The organism is Azospirillum sp. TSO22-1, assembly GCF_003116015.1.
Classification (GTDB): Bacteria; Pseudomonadota; Alphaproteobacteria; order Azospirillales; family Azospirillaceae; genus Azospirillum.
Genome location: NZ_LGQZ01000013.1, coordinates 103,829 through 127,784, shown reverse-complemented (window position 1 = coordinate 127,784; position 23,956 = coordinate 103,829). Strand labels below are relative to the sequence as shown.

Here is a 23,956-nt window from a genome sequence, read left to right as displayed (position 1 = left end):
GTGGAAGGCCTCGCCGAACGCCTCGCCCGGGGAGACCGCCGCACCACCGGCGACGCGCCGAGCGTCGCCGACGAGGTGAGCGCCGACCCGGCGCTGCTGCCGGAGCTGGTCGAGTGCCTGTTCGTGCCGAGCCCCGGCATCCGCATGCGCGCCGCCGACGCGCTGGAGCGGGTGTCGCGGGTGCGGCCGCGCGACCTCGACACCTACACCGACCGCCTGCTGACCGAGGTCGCCGCCATCGATCAGGCGGAGGTGCGCTGGCACGTGGCGCAGATCCTGCCGCGCCTGGCGCTCGACGACATCCAGCGCTGGCGCGCCGCGGCGCTGATGGCGCAGTGGTTCGGGCATGCTGAGAGCCGCATCGTCCGCACCTCGGCGCTGCAGGCCATGGTGGACCTGGCGGAGAACGACGCGGGCCTGCGCGAGCTGGCGGCGGAGATGATGCGCTCGGCGCTGCGCTCCGGCGTGCCGTCGCTGGCGGCGCGGGCGCGGCGCATCCTCAACCCGCTGCAGGTGGACGAGGCGATGCTGGCCGCGGTGACCGCAGCACCCGAACCGCCGCCGCTGACCCTGACCCTGGTGGACGGCACGCTGGCGGTGGCGCGGCTGGACCCGGGGGAGGGCGTGCCGGGGTGGGTGGACTGGAGCGCCCCGCTGGTCAGCGTGACCCGCACGGCGGACGAGCTGTCGGTGGTCTGCGCCGATGCGCGCGTGCCGGAGGATGCGAAGGCCGAGCGCGGCTGGCGCGCCTTCAGGGTGGAAGGGCCACTGGACTTCGCGCTGACCGGCATCATGGCGCGGCTGTCGGGCGCGCTGGCCGACGCCAACATCCCGCTGTTCGCGCTGTCCACCTACGACACCGATTATGTGCTGGTGCGCGCCGCGGACGCGGAGCGCGCGGCGGACGCGCTGGGCGCGGTCGCGGCGGTGCGGCGTTGACGGCGCTGCGGCGCGCCGGGCCGGACGACGCGGGCTCCATTGCACGGCTGGTGCACCGCGCCTATTCCAAATGGATCCCGGTGATCGGCCGCGAGCCCAAGCCGATGAAGGCCGACTACCAGCGTGCCGTGCTCGACCACGAGGTGTGGGTGCTGGACGGCGAGCGCGGAGTGATCGCCGTGCTGGAGATGATCCCGGCGCACGACCACATGCTGGTCGAGAACGTGGCGGTCGAGCCGGCCGTGCAGGGCCGCGGGATCGGCCGCCGGCTGATGGCCTACGCCGAGGCGGAGGCGAGGCGGCTCGGCGTCGGCGAGGTGCGGCTGTTCACCAACGAGCGGTTCGCCGACGACCTGCGGTTCTACGACCGGCTCGGGTACGAGGAGTTCGACCGCCGGCCGTACGGGGAGTCGCAGCTGGTGTTCCTGGCGAAGCGGGTGGGCTGATTACCGCGCGAACGGTTCCAGCGCGACCCCCTGCCGCAGCGCCGCCAGGGCGATCCCGGCGCAGGCCTGCGCGTCGGACAGCGCGTCGTGGTGCTTGAGCGCGATGTTCAGGTGGCGGCAGACGTCGGGCAGCTTGGTCGGGTAGACGTTCCAGACGTGCCGGGCGATGCGCACCGTGCAGGCGAAGGGCTTCAGCGGGTTGCGCAGGCCGTACGCCGCGCAGCAGGCGTTCAGCACGCCCTTGTCGAACGGCGCGTTGTGCGCCACCAGCAGGTCGGCGCGCTCCAGCAGCGGCGCCATGCGCGGCCACAGGCCGGCGAAGTCGGGCGCGCCGCGGCAGTCGTCCCAGGTCAGGCCGTGGATGTGGGTGAAGCGGAAGTACGGGCGCGGCGGGCGGATCAGCGCGGTGAGCTGGTCGGCGATGCGCCCGTCCTCCACCAGCACCACGGCGACCGAGCAGGCGCTGTCCCGGCCGTTGTCGGCGGTCTCGAAATCGATGGCGGCGAAGCGGGTCATGCGCGGGTTGTAGCGCGGGCGGGAGCCCCTCGCCAACGGGCAATAGCGGCTAGGGAGTGACGGCGGTCGCCAGATCCTCGTCCTCATCGACCGCGAGGTCGAGCAGGGGGAGGAAGCTGCCCGGCTCCTGCGCGCCGGACAGCGCGTAGCGGCGGTTGAAGACGAAGCAGGGCACCGCCTGCAGGGTGAGCTGGCGGGCCAGCGTGTCGGCGGAACGGACGTTCGACACCTCGGCGTCGCTCAGCAGCTGCGCCTTGATCTCGGCGTCGTCGAGCCCGGCGCGGCCGGCGGTGGCGGCCAGCGTGTCGATGTCGCCGATGTCCAGCCCTTCCACGAAATAGGCGTGGAACAGCGCGTCCACCATCGCTCCGGACACGCCGCGGCGGCCGGCCATGCGGATCAGCCGGTGCGCGTCGAAGGTGCCGGGCATGCGCTTGATGCGGCCGAGGTGCAGTTCCAGCCCGTCCCGGTCCGCCGTGTCCTCGATCACCGAGTGGATCTGCCGCGCCCGCTCCGGCCCGCCGAACTTGGCGGCCATGTAGGCGTCGCGCTCCATGCCGCCGCGCGGCAGGTCGGGGTTGAGCTGGAACGGCTGCCAGCGCACCTCCGGCCGCACCCGGGGGCGCTCGGCCAGGGCGCGCAGCAGGCGGTGGCGGCCGATGTAGCACCAGGGGCAGGTCAGGTCGGCGAAGGTCTCGATGAGCATGGTCCCTACTATCCACCAAATCGCCGCCGCCCGGCAATGACGCAACCCTTTGTTAACCCATGCAGCCCAACAGTCGTGACGCTCGAACGGACGGAGGCGGTCGTGAGCGATTCCTATGTCAACGGCAAGGTGCGCGAGGCGCTGCAGGCCGCGAAGGGCAGCCCGTCGGTGGCGCAGAAGCTGCTGATCAACTGGGCGGTCCAGGACCCCGACCTGCTGCTGGGCATGGCGCAGCCGTTCCTGAAGGCCATCGCCGGCGCGGCGGTGGCGCGCGCCGGACGGCGCGCCGCCGCCCCCAAGGCGGCCGGTGGCGCCCTGTCGCGCGAGGCGCTGGAGCGGGTGCTGAGCCGCATGGGCGAGGCGGACGACGGCGACGTCGTGCCGCAGCCGGCGGCCCGTGCCGCGGCGGCGCCGGCTCCGATCCGGCAGGCGCCGTCGGGCGTCAGCCACGAGAAGTCGATGCTGACGCTGGCCAAGGCGTTCGCGGCGAAGAAGGTGCGCTAGCTCCGCTTAGTCGAACAGCCCGTCGAACCAGCCGGGCTTCGGCGGGATCGTCTTGTAGACCGGCGGCGGGCTGGCCAGCGCGGTCTGCCCGTTCTTGTACGGGTCGGGCAGGTAGTGGCAGTTCACGTCGGCCAGCGTGCGGTAGCAATAGATGTTGGAGCGGTCGACGACCTTCGGCTCCGGGCACAGCTCGCCGGTCTGCTCGTAGCTCACCACCGAACAGTCGCGCCCGGTGATGCCGGACTCGATGTGGTTTGCGATCGTCTTCTTGGTCGTGGTCACCGCCACAACGTCGGCGGACGCGGTGATCGCGGCGAGCGGGCCCGGCTTCGGCGACCAGCAGCCGGCGAGCAGCGCGGCGGCCAGCGTCAGGACGGCGGTGCGGCGAAGCGTCGGCATGGCGCGGTTGCGACTCCTGTGGATCCCCAGCGGGCATTGCACGCCCACCCTGTTAACAACGTGTGAATTCAACGCAGCAGCGTGCAGATCCGCGCCCGGCATTCGACCAGCACGAAGGCCTCCTTGTCCTCCGAGCAGCCCACCTTGAACACCGTGGAGGCCTCGCGGCCGAGGAGGTGGCGCAGCACCTCCACCTTGGCTGGGGTGCAGCCGCCGGCGCGCGCCGCCTCCTTCGCTTCGGCCTGTCCGGCGGACACGGTGACGGCACCGGCCGGGGCGGCGGCCAGGGGCAGCAGAAGGACGGCGAGGGCAGGGGCGCGGTGCATGGTCCCTGCAGTATGCCATGGCCGGCCGGTGCCGGCCAACCGCCGCCGTGCCAGCCGTTGCCGGGTATGACCTCGCGCTGGCTTGAACCCGGGCATGGGCCACGGCATTGTGAAGCCGATGAGTGGTCACACGAACCGACACGCGGCCATGAGCGACCGGCTGAGCGCGCTGCGCGCACTGTGGGAGGAGCGGAGGCGCGACCGCGCGCTGCCGGAGCGCCGGGACTTCCTGGCGGAGGAGTTCCGGCCCTGGTTCGGCCACCTGTGCATCGTCCGGGTGGAGGAGCCGGCGGCGCGCTTCCGCGTCACGCTGGCGGGGCTGGAGGTGGTGCGCTACTACGGCCGCGACCTGACCGGGCGCTGCCTGGACGACGAGATGTCGGTCGAGGGCTTCGGCTGGGTCGTCGAATCGTACCGCGAGTGCGCGCGCCAGGCGGCACCATACAGCGCCAATGTGCCGGCGCTGGCGTTCAACGGCACCACCATGGCGCTCAACCGGCTGATGCTGCCCTGCGGACGCGACCGCCAAGTGGACACCATCATCGTCGGCATCTATCCCGCCGGCTAAGAAAAAGGCTCCCCGCGGGGTGGGGGAGCCTTGCGGGCGATGGGCCGGACCGTTTCCGGATGGCCGCGCCGCCAGGGTGAAGTGCGATCCGCCAGGATATCGCGACGTACAAGTTCGGCGGCCGGTCCGCGTGACCCAGATTGGAAACCGGCCGCCGATCCTCACTGTGATCCGATAATGATGGCTGTGCAAATGTACCGTTTGCCCGCTGGATTGTTTCGAATTTCGAAGTGTTTCCGCGCAAACGAAAAGGGCCGCCCCGAAGGGCGGCCCTTGCCGTGACGAACCGGAACCGGCCGATCAGCCCTTTCGCGCAGTGCTGCGCACTGCGCTGTCGGGTGCTGCCGAAGGCGTTCGATGGCGAACCATCGAACGCCTTCATCATCAGACCGAGTAGTACATCTTGTACTCGATCGGGTGCGGCATGGTCTCGAAGGCCATCATCTCTTCCGTGCGCAGCTCGATGTAGGACTCGATCATGTCCTTGGTGAACACGTCGCCCTTCATCAGGAAGCCGGCGTCGGCGCGCAGGCTGTCCAGCGCCTCGCGCAGCGAGCCGCAGACGGTCGGGACCTTGGCGAGCTCCTCGGCCGGCAGGTCGTAGAGGTTCTTGTCCATCGCGTCGCCCGGATGGATCTTGTTCTGGATGCCGTCGAGGCCGGCCATCAGCATGGCGGCGAAGGCCAGGTACGGGTTGGCCGACGGATCCGGGAAGCGGACCTCGACGCGCTTGCCCTTCGGCGACGCCACGTACGGGATGCGGCAGGAGGCCGAACGGTTGCGGGCCGAGTAGGCCAGCAGCACCGGCGCCTCATAGCCCGGGACCAGACGCTTGTAGCTGTTGGTCGACGGGTTGGTGAAGGCGTTCAGCGCCTTGGCGTGCTTGATGATGCCGCCGATGTAGTAGAGCGCCAGCTCGGACAGGTCGGCGTAGCCCGAACCCGCGAACAGCGGCTGGCCTTCCTTCCAGATCGACTGGTGGCAGTGCATGCCCGAGCCGTTGTCGCCGAACACCGGCTTCGGCATGAAGGTGGCCGACTTGCCGTACGCGTGCGCGACGTTGTGCACGACGTACTTGTAGTACTGCATGTTGTCGCCGGTGCGGACCAGCGTGTCGAACTTGATGCCCAGCTCGTGCTGCGCGGCAGCCACCTCGTGGTGGTGCTTCTCGACGGGCACGCCCATCTCGGCCAGGACGCTCAGCATCTCGGCGCGCAGGTCCGAGCCGCTGTCGACCGGGGCAACCGGGAAGTAGCCGCCCTTGACGCCCGGGCGGTGACCCAGGTTGCCGTCCTCATAGGAACGGTCGGCGTTGTAGTGGCCTTCCTCGGAGTCGATCTGGTACGACACCTTGTTCATCTCGACCGTGAACTTCACGTCGTCGAAGACGAAGAACTCGGCCTCCGGGCCGAAGTAGACGGTGTCGCCGATGCCGGCCGACGCGGTGTAGCGCTCGGCGGCCTTGGCGATCGAGCGCGGGCAGCGGCCGTAGGGCTGGCCGGTCGACGGCTCGTACACGTCGCACAGGATGTTCAGCGTCGGCTGCGCGGCGAACGGATCCATGACGGCGGTGGTCGGGTCCAGCTTCAGGATCATGTCCGACTCGTTGATCGCCTTCCAGCCGGCGATCGACGACCCGTCGAACATGATGCCGTCCTCGAAGACGTCCTCATCGATCGTCGACACGTGCTGCGCCGTGTGGTGCAGCTTGCCGCGCGGATCGGTGAAGCGGAGGTCCACGTACTTGACGTCGTGTTCCTTGATCAGGTCGAAGACCTTGCTGATGTCGGACATGTTTGTCATTCCACGCTTATAGAGGTTTGGGGCCCGCAGCGTCGCTTCCGGCTCTCGGGGCCGCTGGTGACGGCGCGTGCGGCGGAGGTTATGTCACGTCTTGCCCGCGGATACAACGGAACGCCCCGGGGCCGGGGCCGTGTCGCGTTGCGGGGTGCGGATGGGACGCAGGCTGAATGGACGGGATGGTTGGTGGGCGCCGCCTCAAATGGCGTCGGCACCCTTTTCGCCGGTGCGGATCCGGATCACCTCCTCGACGGGAGTGACGAAGATCTTGCCATCGCCGATCCGGCCGGTGTGGGCCGCCTGCTGGATCGCCTCGACCGCGCGTTCGACCAGGGAATCCTCCATCACCACCTCGATCTTCACCTTCGGCAGGAAGTCGACGACGTATTCCGCGCCGCGGTACAGCTCGGTGTGGCCCTTCTGGCGGCCGAAGCCCTTGGCCTCGGTGACGGTGATGCCCTTGATGCCGACCTCGTGAAGCGCTTCCTTCACCTCGTCGAGCTTGAACGGCTTGATGATGGCTTCGATCTTTTTCATGGGTCTCTCGTATGAGGTGCCAACGCCGGCAGGCACCGTCCCAGGCTCTGCCGACGCTCCCTGGTTAGCACGGATCGTGCCAGAGCGGCGGAATTGCCGGGAACGGCTCCGGCACCGGTCGCCGGGGTGGGTGTGCCGAAGCGGACGGCACAGGGCTGCCGCGAAATCGGGCGAAGTGAACAATATTTGGGCATAATGCGCAAGCCGGGGCTGCGGGGAGCCGCCCGGGCACCGCTTTCCGCTCCCGCGAAAAAACCGGCGTCCGGTGAAAAACTCCGCTTGACCGCCCCCGGGGATTGGGGCATATGACACGCCCACTGCGGCGGCGATGGTAGCTCAGTTGGTAGAGCCCTCGGTTGTGGTCCGAGTGGTCGTGGGTTCGAGTCCCATCCATCGCCCCAGTCCCCCTTCCTTCGACATGAGAAGCGTGCCTATCCTGGCGTCCTAGGACGTCAGGGAGGGATGTGGCGTGTTCCGCGAGAACGCTTTGAAGACGCGGCTGGCCGCCGGCCGGCCGGCGCTCGGCTGCTGGCTCGACATGGCGAGCCCGATGGCCGCCGAGATCGTCGGGCTGGCCGGCTACGATTTCGTCGTCATCGACCACGAGCACGGGCCGGGCACGCTGGCCGACGGGCTGGCGCTTTTGCAGGCACTGTCCGGCACGCCGGCCACCGCGATCATGCGCGTGCCGGCCAACGATCCGGTCTACGTCAAGCGGGCGCTCGACCTCGGCGTCGAGGGGCTGATGTTCCCCAACGTGAATTCCGCCGAGGAGGCGCGCGCCGCGGTGGGCGCCTGCCACTACCCGCCGCGCGGCACGCGCGGGGCGGCCTACGGCATGGTGCGCGGTGCCGACTACGGCCTGCGCGGCGAGCGCTACCGCGAAACGGCGGGCGACGAGCTGCTGGTGATCTGCCAGATCGAGACCGCGGCGGCGGTCGACTCCATCCCGGAGATCGCCGCGGTGCCGGGCGTGGACTCGCTGTTCGTCGGCCCCTACGACCTGTCCGGCAGCATCGGCAGGCTCGGGCGGTTCGAGGATCCGGAGGTGGCGGCGCTGCTCGACCGCGCCGAGCGGGCCATCCTGGACTCGGGGTCCGTCTACGGCACCATTCCGGTGATCGGGCGGCCGATGGCCGACCTGGTCGCGCGCGGCGCCCGGCTGGTGGTGGCCGGCAACGACATCGGGTTCGTCCGCACCGGCGCCGTCCAGCAGGTCGAGGCGTTCCGCGCCGCCTGCGGGGAGCGCTGACCGTGGCCGGAGAGCTGCTCGCTGTCGCCGAGATGCAGCGCGCCGACTCGCTGGCGATCGCCGGCGGCGTGCCGGGGCCGGTGCTGATGGAGAACGCCGGCGCCGCCGTTGCGCAGGCGATCCGCGCCCGCTGGCCGCGGCGGCCGGTGGCGGTGCTGTGCGGGCCGGGCAACAACGGTGGCGACGGCTTCGTGGTGGCGCGCCTGCTGGCCGAGGAGGGCTGGCCGGTGCGTCTCGGCCTGTTGGGCGAGTGCGCGGCGCTGACGGGCGACGCGGCGCAGGCGGCGCAACGCTGGACCGGCGCGGTCGAACCGCTGGGGCCGCATCTGCTGGACGATGCGCCGCTGGTGGTGGACGCGCTGTTCGGCGCCGGGCTGGCGCGGCCGCTGGACGGCGTGGCGCGCGCGGTGGTCGAGGCGATGGCCGGGCTGACCGTGGTGGCGGTGGACGTGCCGAGCGGCGTGCACGGCGACACCGGGGCGGTGCTGGGAGTGGCGCCGGCGGCGGCGTTGACCGTCACCTTCTTCCGCCGAAAGCCGGGGCACTGGCTGCTGCCCGGCCGGACCCTGTGTGGCGAGACGGTGCTGGCCGACATCGGCATTCCGGAGCCGGTGCTCGACACCATCGCGCCGCGCTGCCGGGAGAACGGGCCGGCGCTGTGGGGCGCGCACTACCCGTGGCCGCGGGCCGACTCGCACAAGTACGCGCGGGGGCACGCGGTGGTGATGGGCGGCGGGCGGATGACCGGGGCCGGGCGGCTGGCGGCGCGCGGGGCGCTGCGCGCCGGGGCCGGGCTGGTCACCGTCGCCTGCCCGCCGGAGGCGTTCGCGATCTACGCCGCCGGCTCGCCCAGCCTGATCGTCGAGCCGGTGGCGGACGACGCGGCCTTCGCGGCGCTGCTCGCCGACCCGCGGAGGAACGCGGTGCTGCTCGGCCCCGGTGCCGGGGTGGGCGTGCACACCCGCGCCCGCGTGCTGGCCGCGCTGGACGCTGGCAGGGCCTGCGTGCTGGACGCCGACGCGCTGACCTCCTTCGCCGGGGCGCCGGGCGACCTGCTGGACCGGCTGGGCGGGCGCTGCGTTCTGACGCCGCACGAGGGCGAGTTCGCGCGGCTGTTCGACCTGACCGGCGACAAGCTCACCCGCGCCCGCGCCGCGGCGGCGCGTTGCGGGGCGGTGGTGCTGCTGAAGGGGGCGGACACGGTGATCGCCGCGCCGGACGGCCGCGCCGCCATCACCATCAACGCACCGCCCGAACTGGCAACGGCCGGGGCGGGCGACGTGCTGGCCGGGCTGATCCTCGGCCTGCTGGCGCAAGGAATGGACGGCTTCGACGCCGCCTGCGCTGGGGCGTGGCTGCATGGTGAGGCGGCGGCGCAGGTCGGGCCGGGGCTGATCGCCGAGGACCTGCCGGACGCGCTGCCGGCGGTGCTGCGGCGGCTGAAGGCGGGGTAGGGGTTCCCCTACCGCAGCGCCCGCCGCCGCGCCGGCGCCCGGCGCCAGGCGATGCCGGGCGTGCGGCGGTCGCACGGCAGGGAACCGCCGAGGCGCACCGGGGTGCCGTGCTCCAGCAGGTCGTCGGCGTCCGGCTCCTCGTCGCCCTCCAGCGTCGCCAGCGGGTCGGCGCGGCTGTCCAGTTCGGCGATCCAGGCGGCGGTCTCCGCCAGCACGACGGCGATCTTCTTCGCCTCGGTGGCGTTGCCCTCGGCCCGCCATTCCGCGTCGATCATGCGCAGCAGCCGGCGGCGGCCGAGCGGCCCCTCCATCAACTCGTGCAGCAGAAGCGACGCCGCGCCCGGCGGCAGCTTCTGGTTCCGGGCGACCAGCGCGACCTGGTCGGCCAGAAGGGCGGTGATGGAGAAGGCGGCGGGATCGGTCTGCAAAGCCACGGGGGACTCCTTATGCCCTGTCCTGTGTCCGATGCGCGGGGGCTCAGGCGGCCGCGCCGAGGGCGCGGGCACGCAGGCCGCTGCGGGCGTCGTCGAGAACGCGCAGGACGTCGGCGCGGGTGATGCCGTCGCAGGCCAGCAGCAGGTCCATGATCGGATCGTCGAGAAGCCGTTGCACCGCGCCGTTGCGCGCGGCGGGGGACTTCTTGAACGGAATGGCAGTCGGCATGGCGAACCTCCCTGGATCGAGTTCGGTTGTTCCGGCCGCGAACGGCTTTGCCACCATGCCCCATTCTGCGTGCGGGGCTGTTGGAGCAATTTTGAGATGTATTGTGCCGTCCGGCTCCAATCCTCAACGATGGCGATAGGCTCTGTGGTTTGGCTCCGAAAGTATTCTCACGCGGGGATGTCCGGTCAAGGCGGTGCCGCGCCATTCAGAAGTATGAAGGAAGCTTGACCTCATCTACCCCGTTCGTATCGCCCGGTGGAAGCGGAGTAGCTGCTGATCTGCCCCGGTAATGTCGCTCAGCGGCGGCTTTGCGACAATTCTGTAATGCGGACTAGGACCGACCCCGACTCCCGGCACCCGTCTCCCTGACCTCCGGACGGCATAGGGCATGGGGTGCTCGGCCCTTCGGCCGGGATCCGCCCCGAGGGGCTAGGACGGGCAGGACGCTTGTGCCGGGGGGCGTTCCGCTACAGATTCGTCATCATGAGCGACACCGACACCACCATCGAGCCCGCAGGCACGGCCCAGCCGGCCGGCCTGTTCGACCGTGCGCTGGAGAACCTGCGCGCCCGCTGGCGCGATATCGCCGCCTCCGCCCGCGAGGCGGTCGGCGCCGCCCCGCGCCCGCACCTGCCGCGCGAGGACGCCGAGCGGCTGAAGGCGCAGATGCAGGCCTGCCTGGAGGCGCGCGGCGGCGAGGTGTCGGCGCGGGCGCGGGCGGCGCAGCTGGGCCGCACCTATCTGGCGCTCGATCCGAACGGGCGGCGCAACTTCCTGGGCGTGCTGGCGCGCGACTTCGACGTCGACCGCGCCGCCGTGGACGCGGCGGTGGACGCCTTCCACGCAGCATCCGACCCGGCGGCGCGCGGCAGGGCCGAGCGGGCGCTGCGCCGCGCGCTGGAGCCGCCGCGGCTGACCCTGCTTACCCAGTTCAACGCGCTGCCCGAGGGCGTGAAGTTCCTGGTCGACCTGCGCGCCGAGCTGCTGGAGATGGCTGCCGGCGTGCCGGAGCTGAAGGCGCTGGAGGACGACCTGAAGAACCTGCTGCGCGGCTGGTTCGACGTCGGCTTCCTGGAGATGCGGCGGATCACCTGGGACAGCCCGGCCTCGCTGCTGGAGAAGCTGATCAAGTACGAGGCGGTGCACGAGATCCGCGGCTGGCAGGACCTCAAGGACCGCCTCGATTCCGACCGCCGCTGCTTCGCCTTCTTCCACCCGCGCATGCCCGACGAGCCGCTGATCTTCGTCGAGGTGGCGCTGGTCGAGGGCATGTCGGACAACGTGCAGGCGCTGCTCGACCCCTCGGCCCCGGTGTACGACCCGAAGGCGGCGGACAGCGCCATCTTCTACTCGATCTCCAACGCGCAGAAGGGCTTGGCCGGCATCAGCTTCGGCAACTTCCTGATCAAGCGGGTCGCCGACGGGCTGGCGTCGGAGTTCTCCAACCTGAAGACCTTCGCCACGCTGTCACCGATTCCCGGTTTCCGCCGCTGGCTCGACGTCGAGCTTGCGCGCCGCGGCGACGCGCTGCTGGCGGCCGGCGAGCGCGAGAAGCTGGCCGAGTGGCTGGACCTGGCTGAGGCGGCGGCTCCCGGCCGCGGCGTGCTGGAGATGGCGCTGGCCCGCGAGGCGTGGTACGCGCACGAAGGGCTGGCCAAGGCGCTGAAGGCGCCGCTGATGCGGCTGGGCGCGCAGTACCTGATGGAGGCGAAGACCGACGGGAGAGATGGCGGGCCGGCGCGGGCGCGTGACCCGGTGGCGCACTTCCACCTGTCCAACGGCGCCCGCATGGAGCGGCTGAACTGGATGGCCGATCGCTCGCACAAGGGGCTGCAGCAGTCCTGCGGCATGATGATCAACTACCGCTACCGCCTGAACGAGGTGGAGGCCAACCACGAGGCCTACAGCGGCGAGGGCAAGGTTAACGCCTCGTCGGCGATGCGCGGGCTGCTGAAGGGCGGCTGAGCGCCGCCCGCGCGTTCAAGCGGCGAGCAGCGCCTCCTCCTCTTCGGGCGGGACGACCTCGAAGGCGGCGCGCAGGTCGTCGGGGATATCCCGCGGCTGCCCGCTGCGGAAATCGACGAACACCCAGCCGGTCTCGGCGGTGGCGAGGATCTGGTTGTCGCGGGTGCGGCGGAACAGGTACTTGCGCGGCGAGCTGCGCTGACCGAATCCGGCCACCCAGGTGTGCAGCGCGATTTCCTCGCCGAGGAAGGCGGGGCGGCGGTACTCGATGGCGTGCGAGCGCACGACGAATCCGGCGCCGCTCCGCAGGTAGCGCTCCAGCGGCCAGCCCCGCGCCGTCGAGTGGGCGATCGCCACGTCCTGCATCCAGGCCAAATACTTGAGATTGTTGACGTGCCGCAGCTCGTCGATGGCGTCGGGAGGAACCGTGAAGGTCTGGGTGAACACCCGGGGCATGGCGGACTCCTGTGGCGGAACGGGCTTACGTTAACGTCAGGTGCGCGTCCGTCAACCTTGGGCGCCGCCCCACGGACATCGCCTAAGACCATTTTGTGTGTTTGCTCGGTACCCGTTGTGCTATAGACCGGTCCAGCCCGGCGGACGGGGCGAGGGGGCAACCTCTGGCCGCGGCCGCCATTGCCGTTGCGGGCGTGGCGGAACTGGTAGACGCGCCGGATTTAGGTTCCGGTGACTTCGGTCGTGGGGGTTCGAGTCCCTTCGCCCGCACCACGGCAAACCCCTGAACCCGATCCTTCGAGACGCGGGTCCGGGCCGCCCATACCCCGGGGCGCCGCCGGAACCGCACAACGAGACAGGCATTCGCTCCGATGCAGATTACCGAAACCAGCGCCGACGGCCTCAAGCGCGAATTCAAGGTCGTCATCTCCGCCCAGGACATCGCCACCAAGGTGGACGGCAAGCTCGACGAGCTGCGGAAGACCGTGCAGCTTCCCGGCTTCCGCCCGGGCAAGGTGCCGGTTGCCGTGATCAAGCAGCGCTACGGCGGCAGCGTGATGCACGAGGTCCTTGAGGACGCCGTGTCCGACAGCTCGCGCCAGGCGCTGACCGAGCGCGGCCTGCGCCCGGCGCTCCAGCCGAAGATCGACATCGAGAAGTTCGAGGAGAACGGCGACCTCGAGTACAAGATGGCCGTCGAGCTGCTGCCCGACGTCGAGCCCGCCGACCTCTCCGGCATCGAGCTGGAGCGCCTGGTCGCCGACGTGGCCGACAAGGACGTGGACGAGGCGCTGGAGCGTCTGGCCCAGTCGCGCTCCTCGACCGAGCCGGTCACCGAGGACCGCCCGACGCAGAAGGGCGACACCGTCGTCATCGACTTCGCCGGCACCGTCGGCGGCGAGGCCCTGCCGGGCATGGACGCCAAGGACTTCAACCTGGAACTGGGCTCCAATTCCTTCGTCCCGGGCTTCGAGGACCAGCTGGTCGGCGCCAAGGCCGGCAGCCACGTCACCGTGAACGTGAAGTTCCCGGACGACTACCCGGCCGAGAAGCTGAAGGGCCAGGACACGGTCTTCGAGGTGGACATCAAGGAGATCCGCCAGTCGGTCCCCGGCAAGGTCGATGGGGACCTCGCCAAGGACTTCGGCATGGAGAGCCTGGAGAAGCTGAAGGACGCCATCCGCGACAAGCTGAAGCGCGACTACGCCGACGCCGCCCGCGTGAAGGTGAAGCGCCAGCTGCTCGACAAGCTGGCCGAGGCGCACAGCTTCGAGGTGCCGGCCGGCATGGTCGACATCGAGTTCGACGCGATCTGGGAGCAGCTGCAGCGCGAGATCAAGGCCGGCAACGCCGGCGAGGACGCGGGCAAGCCCGAGGACGAGCTGAAGACCGAGTACCGCGCCATCGCCGAGCGCCGCGTGCGCCTGGGGCTGCTGCTGTCGGAGGTCGGCCGCCGCAACAACATCCAGGTCACCCAGGACGAGGTGAACCGCGCCCTCATCAGCGAGGCGCGCCGTTTCCCCGGCCAGGAGCGCCAGGTGTTCGAGTTCTTCAAGCAGAACCCGGGCGCCATGGAGAACCTGCGGGCGCCGATCTTCGAGGACAAGGTCGTGGACTACATCCTCGAGCTCGCCAAGGTCAGCGAGCGCACGGTTCCGGTCGAGGAGCTGCTGCGCGACCCGGACGAGGACGCGGCGAAGGCGGCCTGAGGAATGTTTCGTGACAGGGCGGCCTTTCGGCCGCCCTTTTCTTCCCCTATATAGGGGTGAACGCCACGAGGCTCAGGGGGCTAGGGTAACAACAATGTACGACTTCGAGCCTAAGATGAACGCTCTGGTCCCGATGGTCATCGAGCAGACCAACCGGGGTGAGCGCGCCTACGACATTTATTCGCGCCTGCTGAAGGAGCGAATCATCTTCCTGATCGGCGGGGTCAACGATGCCGTTGCCAGCCTGATCTGCTCGCAGCTGCTGTTCCTGGAGTCGGAGAACCCGAACAAGGACATCGCGCTCTACATCAACTCTCCGGGCGGCTACGTGTCGGCGGGTCTCGCCATTTACGACACCATGCAGTACATCCGCCCGCAGGTGTCCACGGTGTGCATGGGGCAGGCGGCGTCCATGGGCTCGCTGCTGCTCGCCGCCGGCGCGCCGGGCAAGCGCTTCTCGCTGCCGAACAGCCGCATCATGATCCACCAGCCCTCGGGCGGCGCCCAGGGCCAGGCCTCGGACATCGAGATCCAGGCGCAGGAGATCCTGAAGCTGCGCTCGCGCCTGAACGAGATCTACGTCAAGCACACCCGCCAGCCGCTGGACGTGATCGAGCAGAACATGGAGCGCGACAAGTTCATGTCGCCCGAGGAGGCCAAGGCCTTCGGCCTCATCGACGAGGTGGTCGAAAAGCGTCCCGGCGGCGACGAAAGCCGCTGATCGCCGCAACAATGTGTTGATCGCGCCGGTTCGCCTGTTGTTGACTGGACTGCGGGTGGCCGGCGCGATACGGTAGCCTTGTCACGGGCCGGTTTCGTGACAGACTCAGGAAAAAGGACCGGCGTCGGGGGATGGGCGTACCAGGATCCTCCGAGAGCATGACGGAGTACAGATGACCAAGTCCAGCAGCGGCGATTCGAAGAATACGCTCTACTGCTCGTTCTGCGGCAAGAGCCAGCACGAGGTCCGCAAGCTGATCGCCGGTCCGACGGTGTTCATCTGCGATGAATGCGTCGAGCTGTGCATGGACATCATTCGCGAGGAGAACAAGACGACCCTCGTGAAGTCCCGCGATGGGGTGCCGACGCCGCGCGACATCCACGCCGTGCTTGACGACTACGTGATCGGACAGGACCACGCGAAGCGCGTGTTGTCGGTCGCGGTGCACAACCATTACAAACGCCTGGCGCACGGCACCAAGCACAACGACGTCGAACTGGCGAAGTCGAACATCCTGCTGATCGGCCCGACCGGCTGCGGCAAGACGCTGCTGGCCCAGACGCTGGCCCGCATCATCGACGTGCCGTTCACCATGGCCGACGCCACCACGCTGACCGAAGCGGGCTACGTCGGCGAGGACGTCGAGAACATCATCCTCAAGCTGCTGCAGGCCGCCGACTACAACGTCGAGCGGGCGCAGCGCGGCATCGTCTACATCGACGAGGTCGACAAGATCTCCCGCAAGTCCGACAACCCGTCGATCACCCGCGACGTGTCGGGCGAGGGCGTGCAGCAGGCCCTGCTGAAGATCATGGAGGGCACCGTCGCCTCGGTGCCGCCGCAGGGCGGGCGCAAGCACCCGCAGCAGGAGTTCCTGCAGGTCGACACCACCAACATCCTGTTCATCTGCGGCGGCGCCTTCGCCGGCCTGGAGAAGATCATCGCCCAGCGCGGCAAGGGGACCAGCATCGGCTTCGGCGCCGACGTGCGCAGCCCCGAGGAGCGCTCGACCGGCGACATCCTGCACGGAGTCGAGCCGGAGGATCTGCTGAAGTTCGGCCTGATCCCCGAGTTCGTCGGCCGCCTGCCGGTGGTCGCCACCCTGTCCGACCTGGACGAGGCGGCGCTGGTGGAGATCCTGACCAAGCCGAAGAACGCGCTCGTCAAGCAGTACCAGCGCCTGTTCGAGATGGAGGACGTCCACCTGGAGTTCTCCGACGACGCGCTGCGCAACATCGCCAACAAGGCGATCGCCCGCAAGACCGGCGCGCGCGGCCTGCGCTCGATCATGGAAGCCATCCTGCTCGACCCGATGTTCGACCTGCCGGGCCTCTCCGGCGTCGAGAGCATCGTCGTCAACGGCGAGGTGGTGGAGGGCCGCGCCAAGCCGCTCTACGTCCACTCCGATCGCCGCAGCGAGGCGCCGGGGGCGTGACGTTCCAAACCGAACTGAGTCGAGGGAAGGGGCGCCAGCGGGCGCCCTTTTTCGTTTACACGCCTGCTTTCTTCCGCCTTTGGACCAGGGGGAGGGGCGGAATGCTGCGCCGCAAAAGGGAATCCCGGCCGTCTGCCCTTGAAGGGGCCGGAGGCGTGTGCCACGTTAGTCGAGTGCCGTAACCAAGGCCCTGCGCTCATCCCGAGGCGGAGCCAAGTCCCAGGCCCATCCCGGGCTGGCGGCGTCCCCACCGAGAGGCCCTGTTCAATGTTCGAAATTCCCCATGGTGCCCTCTATCCGGTCCTGCCGCTGCGCGACATCGTGGTGTTCCCCCACATGATCGTGCCGCTGTTCGTGGGCCGCGAGAAGTCCGTGCGCGCGCTCGAGGACGTGATGAAGGACGACAAGCAGATCCTGCTCGTCACCCAGAAGAACGCCGCGCAGGACGATCCGACCCCGGCCGACATCTACGGTGTCGGCACTGTGGGCACCGTGCTGCAGCTGCTGAAGCTGCCCGACGGGACGGTCAAGGTTCTGGTCGAGGGCGGCCAGCGCGCCACGATCACCAAGTTCGCCGAGAACGAGGACTTCTTCCAGGCCTACGCCGACCTGATCGAGGAGAAGGTTGGCGAGCAGCAGGAGCTGGAGGCGCTGTCGCGCGCGGTGGTCTCGCAGTTCGAGCAGTACATCAAGCTCAACAAGAAGATCCCGCCCGAGGTGCTGGTCTCGATCAACCAGATCGAGGACTCCGGCAAGCTGGCCGACACCGTCGCCTCGCACCTCGCCCTGAAGATCCCCGAGAAGCAGCAGCTGCTGGAGACGGCCACCGTCTCCGAGCGCCTGGAACGCGTCTATGCCTTCATGGAAGGCGAGATCGGCGTGCTGCAGGTGGAGAAGCGCATCCGCAACCGCGTCAAGCGGCAGATGGAGAAGACTCAGCGCGAGTACTACCTGAACGAACAGCTCAAGGCGATCCAGAAGGAGCTGGGCGAATCGGAGGACGGCCGCGACGAGGCGGCCGAGCTGGAAGAGAAGATCAACAAGACGCGCCTCACCAAGGAGGCCCGCGACAAGGCGCTCGCCGAGCTGAAGAAGCTCCGCTCCATGAGCCCGATGTCGGCCGAGGCCACCGTGGTCCGCAACTACCTGGACTGGATGCTGTCCATTCCCTGGAAGAAGCGCACCAAGGTGAAGAAGGACATCAAGCTGGCGCAGAAGATCCTCGACGCCGACCACTACGGCCTGGAGAAGGTCAAGGAACGCATCCTGGAATACCTTGCCGTGCAGAACCGCATGAACAAGGTGAAGGGGCCGATTCTCTGCCTGGTCGGGCCGCCGGGCGTGGGCAAGACCTCGCTGGGCAAGTCGATCGCGCGTTCCACGGGCCGCAACTTCGTGCGCATGTCGCTGGGCGGCGTGCGCGACGAGGCCGAGGTCCGCGGCCACCGGCGCACCTACATCGGCTCCATGCCCGGCAAGGTCATCCAGGGCATGAAGAAAGCGAAGTCGTCGAACCCGCTGTTCCTGCTCGACGAGATCGACAAGCTCGGCGCCGACTGGCGCGGCGACCCGTCCTCGGCACTGCTGGAGGTGCTGGATCCGGAGCAGAACTCCACCTTCAACGACCATTACCTGGAGGTCGATTACGACCTGTCCGACGTGATGTTCGTCTGCACGGCCAACACGCTGCGCCTGCCGCAGCCGCTCTTGGACCGCATGGAGGTGATCCGCGTCGCCGGCTACACCGAGGATGAGAAGGTCGAGATCGCCAAGCGCCACCTGCTGGACAAGCAGGTCAAGGCCTCGGGCCTGAAGAAGGGCGAGTTCGCCATCTCCGACGACGCGCTGAAGGACCTGATCCGCTACTACACGCGGGAAGCCGGCGTGCGCAACCTGGAGCGCGAGATCGCCGGCCTGGCCCGCAAGGTGGTGAAGGAGATCCTGATGAAGGGCACCGAGAAGGTGTCCATCACCCGCCGGAACCTCGACAAGTACGCCGGCGTGCGCCGCTTCCACTTCGGCGAGGCCGAGTTGGAGGACCTGGTGGGCGTCACCACGGGGTTGGCCTGGACCGAGGTGGGCGGCGAACTGCTGTCCATCGAGGCCGTGTCGCTGCCGGGCAAGGGCCGCGTGACCACCACCGGCAAGCTGGGCGACGTCATGAAGGAATCGGTCCAGGCGGCCGAGTCCTACGTGAAGTCGCGCGCCGTCGCCTTCGGCATCAAGCCGACGCTCTTCGAGAAGAAGGACATCCACGTCCACGTTCCGGAGGGTGCCACTCCCAAGGACGGCCCGTCGGCCGGCGTGGCGATGATCACCTCGATCGTCTCCGTGCTGACCGGCATCGCGGTCCGCAAGGACGTGGCGATGACCGGCGAGATCACGCTGCGCGGCCGGGTGCTGCCGATCGGCGGCCTGAAGGAGAAGCTGCTGGCCGCCCTGCGCGGCGGCCTGAAGACGGTGCTGATCCCCAAGGACAACGAGAAGGATCTGGCGGACATTCCCGACAACGTGAAACGGGGCCTGCAGATCATCCCGGTCAGTTCGGCGGACGACGTGCTGCGCAACGCCTTGGTCCGCCCGATCGAGCCCATCGAGTGGTCGGAGCCGGTGGAACCCGTCGAGACGGCCGCCAAGCCGCGCGACGGCGAGGCGGGCGAGGTGCTCCGGCATTAACCCTGTCGAGGCTGCGTCAAATCGGCCGAAACCGTTGCGAATCGGCGCTTTTTGCGGCTACGGCCGCCCGTCGGCAATTGACGGGCGGCCGTCGCTGTGTTTACACTTCGGCCCGCAAAGTCGTGGGGCGGCTTTGACCTTAAAGTCTTTGCAGATTCAGGAAGGGGGAATAAGTGAACAAGAATGATCTCGTGGCGCAGGTCGCCGAAGCGGCCGGTTTGTCTAAAAATGATGCGACCAAGGCCGTGGACGCGGTCTTCGAGGGCATCGCCGGCGCGATGAAGAAGGGCGACGAGGTGCGTCTCGTGGGCTTTGGCACGTTCGCCATCGCCGAGCGCGCCGCCTCCGAGGGCCGCAACCCGCGCACGGGCGAGAAGATCTCGATCCCGGCGTCCAAGCAGCCGAAGTTCAAGCCGGGCAAGAACCTCAAGGACGCGCTGAACTAAGCGGCTTGCGCTGCTCCAGGCTTCCGGGTCATATACGGGACCGGCCGACGCCTTCGACGGGCGTGGCCGGTTTCGTCTTTTCAGGACGTGTTTTCTGGGATGGGCGATTAGCTCAGCGGTAGAGCGTCTCCTTTACACGGAGAGGGTCGGGGGTTCGATCCCCTCATCGCCCACCATTCCTTCCCGTCGGCACCGCATCCGGCGATTCGTCTGGAACCCTTCAAACCCGGGCGGTTCGCCGCACCCCTGCGACTCCGCGTTGCTTAGGGTCCGGCCGCGCTTCTGTGCTACAGTTCCCGAAAGACCGAGGTACGGGGGAGGAGCGCGCGATGGGCGCAGGGTTTACCGGGGACGAACGGCGGCTGGGCGACCGCATCCTGCACGCGCTCGAACTCGCCCTCGACCAGCAGGACCTCGATGTTTGCGAGTTGCTCGGCAAGGCGCTGGAAACCGCGCTGACCCGCTTCGGCGGCAAGGACGCGGTGGAGCACCGGCCGATGCCGGAGCCGTTCCTGGCGGCCTTCGACCGGCTCGACCGGCTGCGCCACGCCACGCTGGGCGGCCGGGAAACGGTGGTCTGACTTTTTTTCGTTTTGGTGATTGACAGGGCGGCATGGGGCGGATAGAAACCGGCCCACGCCACACGGACGGCGCCGCGAACGAAGCCCTTGAACGGCAACGCAGAACGGCACAGTCAAAGGTGGTCTTGCGCGGGTGTAGCTCAGTTGGTTAGAGCGCCGGCCTGTCACGCCGGAGGCCGCGGGTTCAAGTCCCGTCACTCGCGCCACTTTCCCTTCATTTTAAAAACACTTTAAAACGCCTCGCCATCTACGTGGTAAGACCACGTGGAGCGGGTGTTTTCCGCCTTCCGAAAGACGTATAAAAGCGCTTTCCCTGTGCGGACAACCGGCCTATATTGCGCCGCGTCTGACGGGCTAATCCAGTCTAATACCACCTCCGCGTGGCGCGTCGGCCCCTCCGCCGGGGGCCGCACGGGGCTGCGGAGCGTGGGTTTTTGGGAGGACATGCGGTGGCCAACCCGCTGATCTACGAATACCTTCCGATCCTGGTGTTCCTGTTCATCGCGATCGCGCTGTCGGCCGTCATGGTCATCGCGTCGTACGTGATCAGTCCGAACAATCCGGACCCCGAGAAGGTCTCCCCCTACGAATGCGGCTTCGAGCCGTTCGAGGATGCCCGCACCAAGTTCGACGTGCGGTTCTACTTGGTCTCGATCCTGTTCATCATCTTCGACCTCGAGGTCGCCTTCTTGTTCCCGTGGGCGGTCGCCCTGGGCGACATCGGGCTGTTCGGCTTCTGGTCGATGATGGTCTTCCTCGGCATCCTGACCATCGGCTTCGTCTACGAGTGGAAGAAAGGAGCTCTGGAATGGGAGTAGAGGCTGCCAAGCTGGCGCCGATTCCGCCCGGACCGGAACAGGACGCCTATTTCCGCGCGGTCTCCGAGGAGATCCAGGAGAAGGGCTTCATCCTCGCCAAGTACGAGGATGTGCTGAACTGGGCCCGCACCGGCTCGCTGTGGCCGATGACCTTCGGTCTGGCCTGCTGCGCGGTGGAGATGATCCACGCCTACATGAGCCGGTACGACCTGGACCGCTTCGGCGTCATCCCACGCCCCAGCCCGCGCCAGTCCGACTGCATGATCGTGGCCGGCACGCTGACCAACAAGATGGCCCCCGCTCTGCGCAAGGTCTACGACCAGATGCCGGAGCCGCGCTGGGTGATCTCGATGGGCTCGTGCGCCAACGGCGGCGGCTACTATCACTACAGCTACTCGGTGGTGCGCGGGTGTGACCGGATCGTGCCGGTCGACATCTACGTCCCCGGATGCCCGCCGACGGCCGAGGCCCTGGTGTACGGCATCCTGCAGCTCCAGAAGAAGATCCGGCGCAGCAACCGCATCGCGCGATAAAAAGCAGGCGACAAGCCCATGTCCGAACAAGCGCTGAAAGAACTCGGGGATCACATCGCCTCCACGCTGGGGCAGGCGGTCCTCAAGGTCGAGCTGAAGCTCGGCGAGCTGATGGTGACGGTGCAGCGCGAGCAGATCGTGCCCGCGCTGACGACGCTGCGCGACGACCCGCGCTGCCTGTTCCAGTTGCTGGTGGACGTCACCGCCGTGGATTACCCGGAGCGCGCCGAGCGTTTCGAGGTCGTCTACAATCTGCTGAGCATCAAGCACAACCAGCGCGTCCGCGTGAAGGCCTGCACCGACGAGGATACGCCCGTGCCCTCCGCCGTGCCGGTGTTCAGCGCCGCCAACTGGATGGAGCGCGAGACCTGGGACATGTACGGGGTGTTCTTCGACGGCCACCCCGACCTGCGCCGCATCCTCACCGATTACGGGTTCGAGGGGCATCCGCTGCGCAAGGACTTCCCGCTGACCGGTTACGTCGAGTGCCGGTACGACGAGGACCAGAAGCGCGTCGTCTACGAACCGGTGCGCCTGACGCAGGATTTCCGCACCTTCGACTTCCTGAGCCCCTGGGAAGGCATGACCAACGTCATGCTGCCCGGCGACGAGAAGGCTCAGGCCCCTGAAGCAGGGAGCAAGCCGTGAGCATCGTCACCTCCGACATCAAGACGATGGCCAGCCCGACCGACGAGCAGTCGGGCAAGGTCCAGATCAAGCCCTACACCATGAACTTCGGGCCGCAGCACCCGGCGGCCCACGGCGTGCTGCGCCTGGTGATGGAGCTGAACGGCGAGGTGGTCGAGCGCTGCGATCCGCACATCGGCCTGCTGCACCGCGGCACCGAGAAGCTGATCGAGTACAAGACCTACATCCAGGCGACGCCGTACTTCGACCGGCTCGACTACGTGTCGCCGATGTGCATGGAGCATGCCTACGTCCTGGGCATCGAGAAGCTGCTCGGCATCAAGCCGCCGGAGCGCGCCCAGTACATCCGCGTGCTGTTCTCCGAGATCACCCGCATCCTCAACCACCTGCTGTCGATCACGACGGGTGCGCTCGACGTCGGCGCCATCACGCCGGCGCTGTGGGCGTTCGAGGAGCGCGAGATCCTCATGGAGTTCTACGAGCGCGTCTCCGGCGCGCGGCTCCATGCCAACTACTTCCGCGTCGGCGGCGTCGCCTGGGACATGCCGGCCGGTCTGGCCGACGACATCTGGGCGTTCACCGAGCGCTTCCCGAAGTTCATCGACGACATCGAGACGCTGCTGACCGAGAACCGGATCTTCAAGCAGCGCACCGTCGACATCGGCATCGTGACCAAGGAGCAGGCGCTCGACTGGGGCTTCACCGGCCCGATGCTGCGCGGTTCCGGCGTCGCCTGGGACCTGCGCAAGTCGCAGCCCTACGAGGTCTACGACCGCATGGACTTCGACGTGCCGGTCGGCCTGACCGGCGACTGCTGGGCGCGCTACCTGATCCGTATGGAGGAGATGACGCAGTCGCTGCGCATCATCCGCCAGTGCCTGAAGGAGATGCCGGACGGCCCGGTGCGCCACCAGGACCGCAAGGTGGCGCCGCCGCCGCGCGGCGAGATGAAGCGCTCCATGGAGTCGCTGATCCACCACTTCAAGCTGTTCACCGAGGGTTTCCACGTCCCGGCCGGCGAGACCTACACCGCCATCGAGGCGCCCAAGGGCGAGTTCGCCGTCTACCTCGTGTCGGACGGCACCAACAAGCCCTACAAGTGCCACATCAAGGCGCCCGGCTTCGCCCACCTGCAGGGCCTCGACTTCATGTCCAAGGGCCACATGCTGGCCGACGCGGTGGCCAACATCGCCTCCATGGACATCGTGTTCGGAGAGATCGACCGATGAGCGCGCCCGCCCGCTCCCACGCCGCCGAGCCGGCGTCCTTCGTCTTCACGCCCGAGTATATGGACCGGGCGCAGAGGATCATCGCCAAGTATCCCGAGGGCCGGCAGGCCAGCGCGGTGATGCCGCTGCTCGATCTGGCGCAGCGCCAGAACGCCGGCTGGCTGCCGCGCGTCGCGATGGACTACGTCGCCGACATGCTGAAGATGCCGCGCATCCGGGTGTACGAGGTCGCCACCTTCTACACGATGTACAACCTGAACCCCGTCGGTAAGCACGTGGTGCAGGTGTGTACGACGACGCCGTGCTGGCTGCGCGGCTCGGACGACATCGTCAAGGCCTGCGAGACCAAGATGGGCATCGCGCTCGGCGAGACCACCGACGACGGGCTGTTCACCCTGCGCGAGGTCGAGTGCCTGGGTGCCTGTGTCAACGCCCCCATGGTGCAGATCGGCGACGACTTCTACGAGGATCTCGGCCCGGAGCATATGGAGCGGATCATCGACGCGCTGTCGCGTGGCGAGACGCCGAAGGCGGGTTCGCAGATCGGCCGCCGCTCGTCCGAGCCGGTGGGCGGCCTCACCACGCTGCATGCCTTCGCGGGCGAGCCCGCGCAGGGCGACGACTAAGGG

Annotated in this window: 27 protein-coding genes and 4 tRNA genes; 22 read left to right on the top strand and 9 right to left on the bottom strand. The window is 68.4% G+C overall.

The features are described from left to right. Both TSO221_RS35880 and TSO221_RS04180 read left to right on the top strand, forming a co-directional pair. Positions 1-939, top strand: a complete 939-nt coding sequence (locus tag TSO221_RS35880) for an ACT domain-containing protein (protein WP_199229381.1) — start codon at positions 1-3, stop codon at positions 937-939. Then, entirely contained in the window at positions 936-1,385 is a 450-nt protein-coding gene (locus tag TSO221_RS04180; RefSeq protein ID WP_109117210.1) for a GNAT family N-acetyltransferase, read from the top strand. Before TSO221_RS35880 ends, TSO221_RS04180 begins: the two co-directional genes overlap by 4 nt. On the opposite strand, the gene TSO221_RS04175 is transcribed toward TSO221_RS04180, so the two are convergent. Both TSO221_RS04175 and TSO221_RS04170 read right to left on the bottom strand, forming a co-directional pair. After that, positions 1,386-1,901 carry a 3'-5' exonuclease gene (locus TSO221_RS04175; protein ID WP_109117209.1) on the bottom strand — a complete coding sequence of 172 codons (516 nt, stop codon included), beginning with the start codon at positions 1,899-1,901 and terminating at the stop codon, positions 1,386-1,388. It lies immediately after the preceding gene. Between the two features lie 49 nt (positions 1,902-1,950). Continuing rightward, the gene (locus tag TSO221_RS04170; protein ID WP_109117208.1) at positions 1,951-2,607 is read right to left on the bottom strand and encodes a DsbA family oxidoreductase; all 657 of its coding nucleotides are present in this window, start codon (positions 2,605-2,607) and stop codon (positions 1,951-1,953) included. Between the two features lie 102 nt (positions 2,608-2,709). Between TSO221_RS04170 and TSO221_RS04165 the strand changes: the two genes are divergently transcribed. Beyond that, the gene (locus TSO221_RS04165) at positions 2,710-3,111 is read left to right on the top strand and encodes a hypothetical protein (protein ID WP_109117207.1); all 402 of its coding nucleotides are present in this window, start codon (positions 2,710-2,712) and stop codon (positions 3,109-3,111) included. 6 nt (positions 3,112-3,117) lie between these two features. Here TSO221_RS04165 and TSO221_RS04160 read toward each other — a convergent pair whose 3' ends face one another. Beyond that, a complete protein-coding gene (locus TSO221_RS04160; protein ID WP_109117206.1) occupies positions 3,118-3,510 on the bottom strand; it encodes a hypothetical protein in 393 nt (130 codons plus the stop codon). Positions 3,511-3,578: 68 nt separating this feature from the next. Next, entirely contained in the window at positions 3,579-3,836 is a 258-nt protein-coding gene (locus TSO221_RS04155; RefSeq protein WP_247877903.1) for a hypothetical protein, read from the bottom strand. Between the two features lie 148 nt (positions 3,837-3,984). Between TSO221_RS04155 and TSO221_RS04150 the strand changes: the two genes are divergently transcribed. Continuing rightward, on the top strand, positions 3,985-4,404 hold the full coding sequence (locus TSO221_RS04150) for a PAS domain-containing protein (RefSeq protein ID WP_158283986.1): 420 nt from the start codon (positions 3,985-3,987) through the stop codon (positions 4,402-4,404). A gap of 384 nt (positions 4,405-4,788) precedes the next feature. Here TSO221_RS04150 and glnA read toward each other — a convergent pair whose 3' ends face one another. Continuing rightward, positions 4,789-6,198, bottom strand: coding sequence for a type I glutamate--ammonia ligase (glnA, locus tag TSO221_RS04145; protein ID WP_109117204.1), 1,410 nt, complete (start codon positions 6,196-6,198; stop codon positions 4,789-4,791). A 204-nt stretch (positions 6,199-6,402) separates the two neighbouring features. After that, the gene (locus tag TSO221_RS04140) at positions 6,403-6,741 is read right to left on the bottom strand and encodes a P-II family nitrogen regulator (protein ID WP_109117203.1); all 339 of its coding nucleotides are present in this window, start codon (positions 6,739-6,741) and stop codon (positions 6,403-6,405) included. Positions 6,742-7,066: 325 nt separating this feature from the next. Between TSO221_RS04140 and TSO221_RS04135 the strand changes: the two genes are divergently transcribed. The 3 genes from TSO221_RS04135 (at position 7,067) to TSO221_RS04125 (ending at position 9,447) form a co-directional block, all read left to right on the top strand. After that, positions 7,067-7,142, top strand: a tRNA-His gene (locus TSO221_RS04135). Between the two features lie 68 nt (positions 7,143-7,210). Next, positions 7,211-7,993, top strand: a complete 783-nt coding sequence (locus TSO221_RS04130; RefSeq protein WP_109117202.1) for an aldolase/citrate lyase family protein — start codon at positions 7,211-7,213, stop codon at positions 7,991-7,993. Between the two features lie 32 nt (positions 7,994-8,025). Beyond that, positions 8,026-9,447 (top strand): NAD(P)H-hydrate dehydratase, encoded by a 1,422-nt coding sequence (locus TSO221_RS04125; protein WP_109117232.1) that lies wholly within the window; start codon positions 8,026-8,028, stop codon positions 9,445-9,447. A gap of 8 nt (positions 9,448-9,455) precedes the next feature. Here TSO221_RS04125 and TSO221_RS35875 read toward each other — a convergent pair whose 3' ends face one another. Beyond that, the gene (locus tag TSO221_RS35875; protein ID WP_199229380.1) at positions 9,456-9,881 is read right to left on the bottom strand and encodes a hypothetical protein; all 426 of its coding nucleotides are present in this window, start codon (positions 9,879-9,881) and stop codon (positions 9,456-9,458) included. Between the two features lie 43 nt (positions 9,882-9,924). After that, complete coding sequence (locus tag TSO221_RS04115) at positions 9,925-10,110, bottom strand: hypothetical protein (RefSeq protein WP_109117201.1); 186 nt, start codon at positions 10,108-10,110, stop codon at positions 9,925-9,927. Positions 10,111-10,593: 483 nt separating this feature from the next. On the opposite strand from TSO221_RS04115, the gene TSO221_RS04110 reads away from it, so the two are divergent. Beyond that, positions 10,594-12,075, top strand: coding sequence for a malonyl-CoA decarboxylase (locus tag TSO221_RS04110; RefSeq protein ID WP_109117231.1), 1,482 nt, complete (start codon positions 10,594-10,596; stop codon positions 12,073-12,075). A gap of 15 nt (positions 12,076-12,090) precedes the next feature. Here the strand turns inward: TSO221_RS04110 and TSO221_RS04105 are convergent, their stop codons facing one another. Continuing rightward, on the bottom strand, positions 12,091-12,531 hold the full coding sequence (locus TSO221_RS04105) for an acyl-CoA thioesterase (RefSeq protein WP_109117200.1): 441 nt from the start codon (positions 12,529-12,531) through the stop codon (positions 12,091-12,093). A 188-nt stretch (positions 12,532-12,719) separates the two neighbouring features. Between TSO221_RS04105 and TSO221_RS04100 the strand changes: the two genes are divergently transcribed. The 14 genes from TSO221_RS04100 to nuoE all read left to right on the top strand — a co-directional run bounded on the left by TSO221_RS04100 (position 12,720) and on the right by nuoE (position 23,953). Then, positions 12,720-12,804, top strand: a tRNA-Leu gene (locus tag TSO221_RS04100). Between the two features lie 98 nt (positions 12,805-12,902). Then, the gene (gene tig / locus TSO221_RS04095) at positions 12,903-14,240 is read left to right on the top strand and encodes a trigger factor (RefSeq protein ID WP_109117199.1); all 1,338 of its coding nucleotides are present in this window, start codon (positions 12,903-12,905) and stop codon (positions 14,238-14,240) included. A gap of 94 nt (positions 14,241-14,334) precedes the next feature. Next, a complete protein-coding gene (gene clpP / locus TSO221_RS04090; RefSeq protein ID WP_109117198.1) occupies positions 14,335-14,961 on the top strand; it encodes an ATP-dependent Clp endopeptidase proteolytic subunit ClpP in 627 nt (208 codons plus the stop codon). A 172-nt stretch (positions 14,962-15,133) separates the two neighbouring features. Beyond that, positions 15,134-16,396, top strand: a complete 1,263-nt coding sequence (gene clpX, locus TSO221_RS04085; RefSeq protein ID WP_109117197.1) for an ATP-dependent Clp protease ATP-binding subunit ClpX — start codon at positions 15,134-15,136, stop codon at positions 16,394-16,396. Between the two features lie 267 nt (positions 16,397-16,663). Next, the gene (gene lon, locus TSO221_RS04080; protein WP_109117196.1) at positions 16,664-19,072 is read left to right on the top strand and encodes an endopeptidase La; all 2,409 of its coding nucleotides are present in this window, start codon (positions 16,664-16,666) and stop codon (positions 19,070-19,072) included. Between the two features lie 173 nt (positions 19,073-19,245). Next, complete coding sequence (locus tag TSO221_RS04075; protein ID WP_109117195.1) at positions 19,246-19,518, top strand: HU family DNA-binding protein; 273 nt, start codon at positions 19,246-19,248, stop codon at positions 19,516-19,518. 101 nt (positions 19,519-19,619) lie between these two features. Then, positions 19,620-19,694: transfer RNA gene (locus tag TSO221_RS04070), tRNA-Val, on the top strand. Between the two features lie 153 nt (positions 19,695-19,847). Beyond that, complete coding sequence (locus tag TSO221_RS04065; protein ID WP_109117194.1) at positions 19,848-20,099, top strand: hypothetical protein; 252 nt, start codon at positions 19,848-19,850, stop codon at positions 20,097-20,099. Between the two features lie 129 nt (positions 20,100-20,228). Next, positions 20,229-20,305, top strand: a tRNA-Asp gene (locus TSO221_RS04060). Positions 20,306-20,548: 243 nt separating this feature from the next. After that, entirely contained in the window at positions 20,549-20,917 is a 369-nt protein-coding gene (locus tag TSO221_RS04055; RefSeq protein WP_109117193.1) for an NADH-quinone oxidoreductase subunit A, read from the top strand. Continuing rightward, positions 20,908-21,450, top strand: a complete 543-nt coding sequence (locus TSO221_RS04050) for an NADH-quinone oxidoreductase subunit B (protein ID WP_199229379.1) — start codon at positions 20,908-20,910, stop codon at positions 21,448-21,450. Before TSO221_RS04055 ends, TSO221_RS04050 begins: the two co-directional genes overlap by 10 nt. An 18-nt stretch (positions 21,451-21,468) precedes the next feature. Continuing rightward, complete coding sequence (locus TSO221_RS04045) at positions 21,469-22,098, top strand: NADH-quinone oxidoreductase subunit C (RefSeq protein ID WP_109117191.1); 630 nt, start codon at positions 21,469-21,471, stop codon at positions 22,096-22,098. A gap of 26 nt (positions 22,099-22,124) precedes the next feature. Continuing rightward, positions 22,125-23,327: an NADH-quinone oxidoreductase subunit D gene (locus TSO221_RS04040; RefSeq protein WP_109117230.1), complete on the top strand. Its 1,203-nt coding sequence runs from the start codon at positions 22,125-22,127 to the stop codon at positions 23,325-23,327. Further along, positions 23,324-23,953, top strand: a complete 630-nt coding sequence (gene nuoE, locus TSO221_RS04035; RefSeq protein WP_109117190.1) for an NADH-quinone oxidoreductase subunit NuoE — start codon at positions 23,324-23,326, stop codon at positions 23,951-23,953. Before TSO221_RS04040 ends, nuoE begins: the two co-directional genes overlap by 4 nt. The last annotated feature ends 3 nt before the right edge of the window (positions 23,954-23,956 follow it).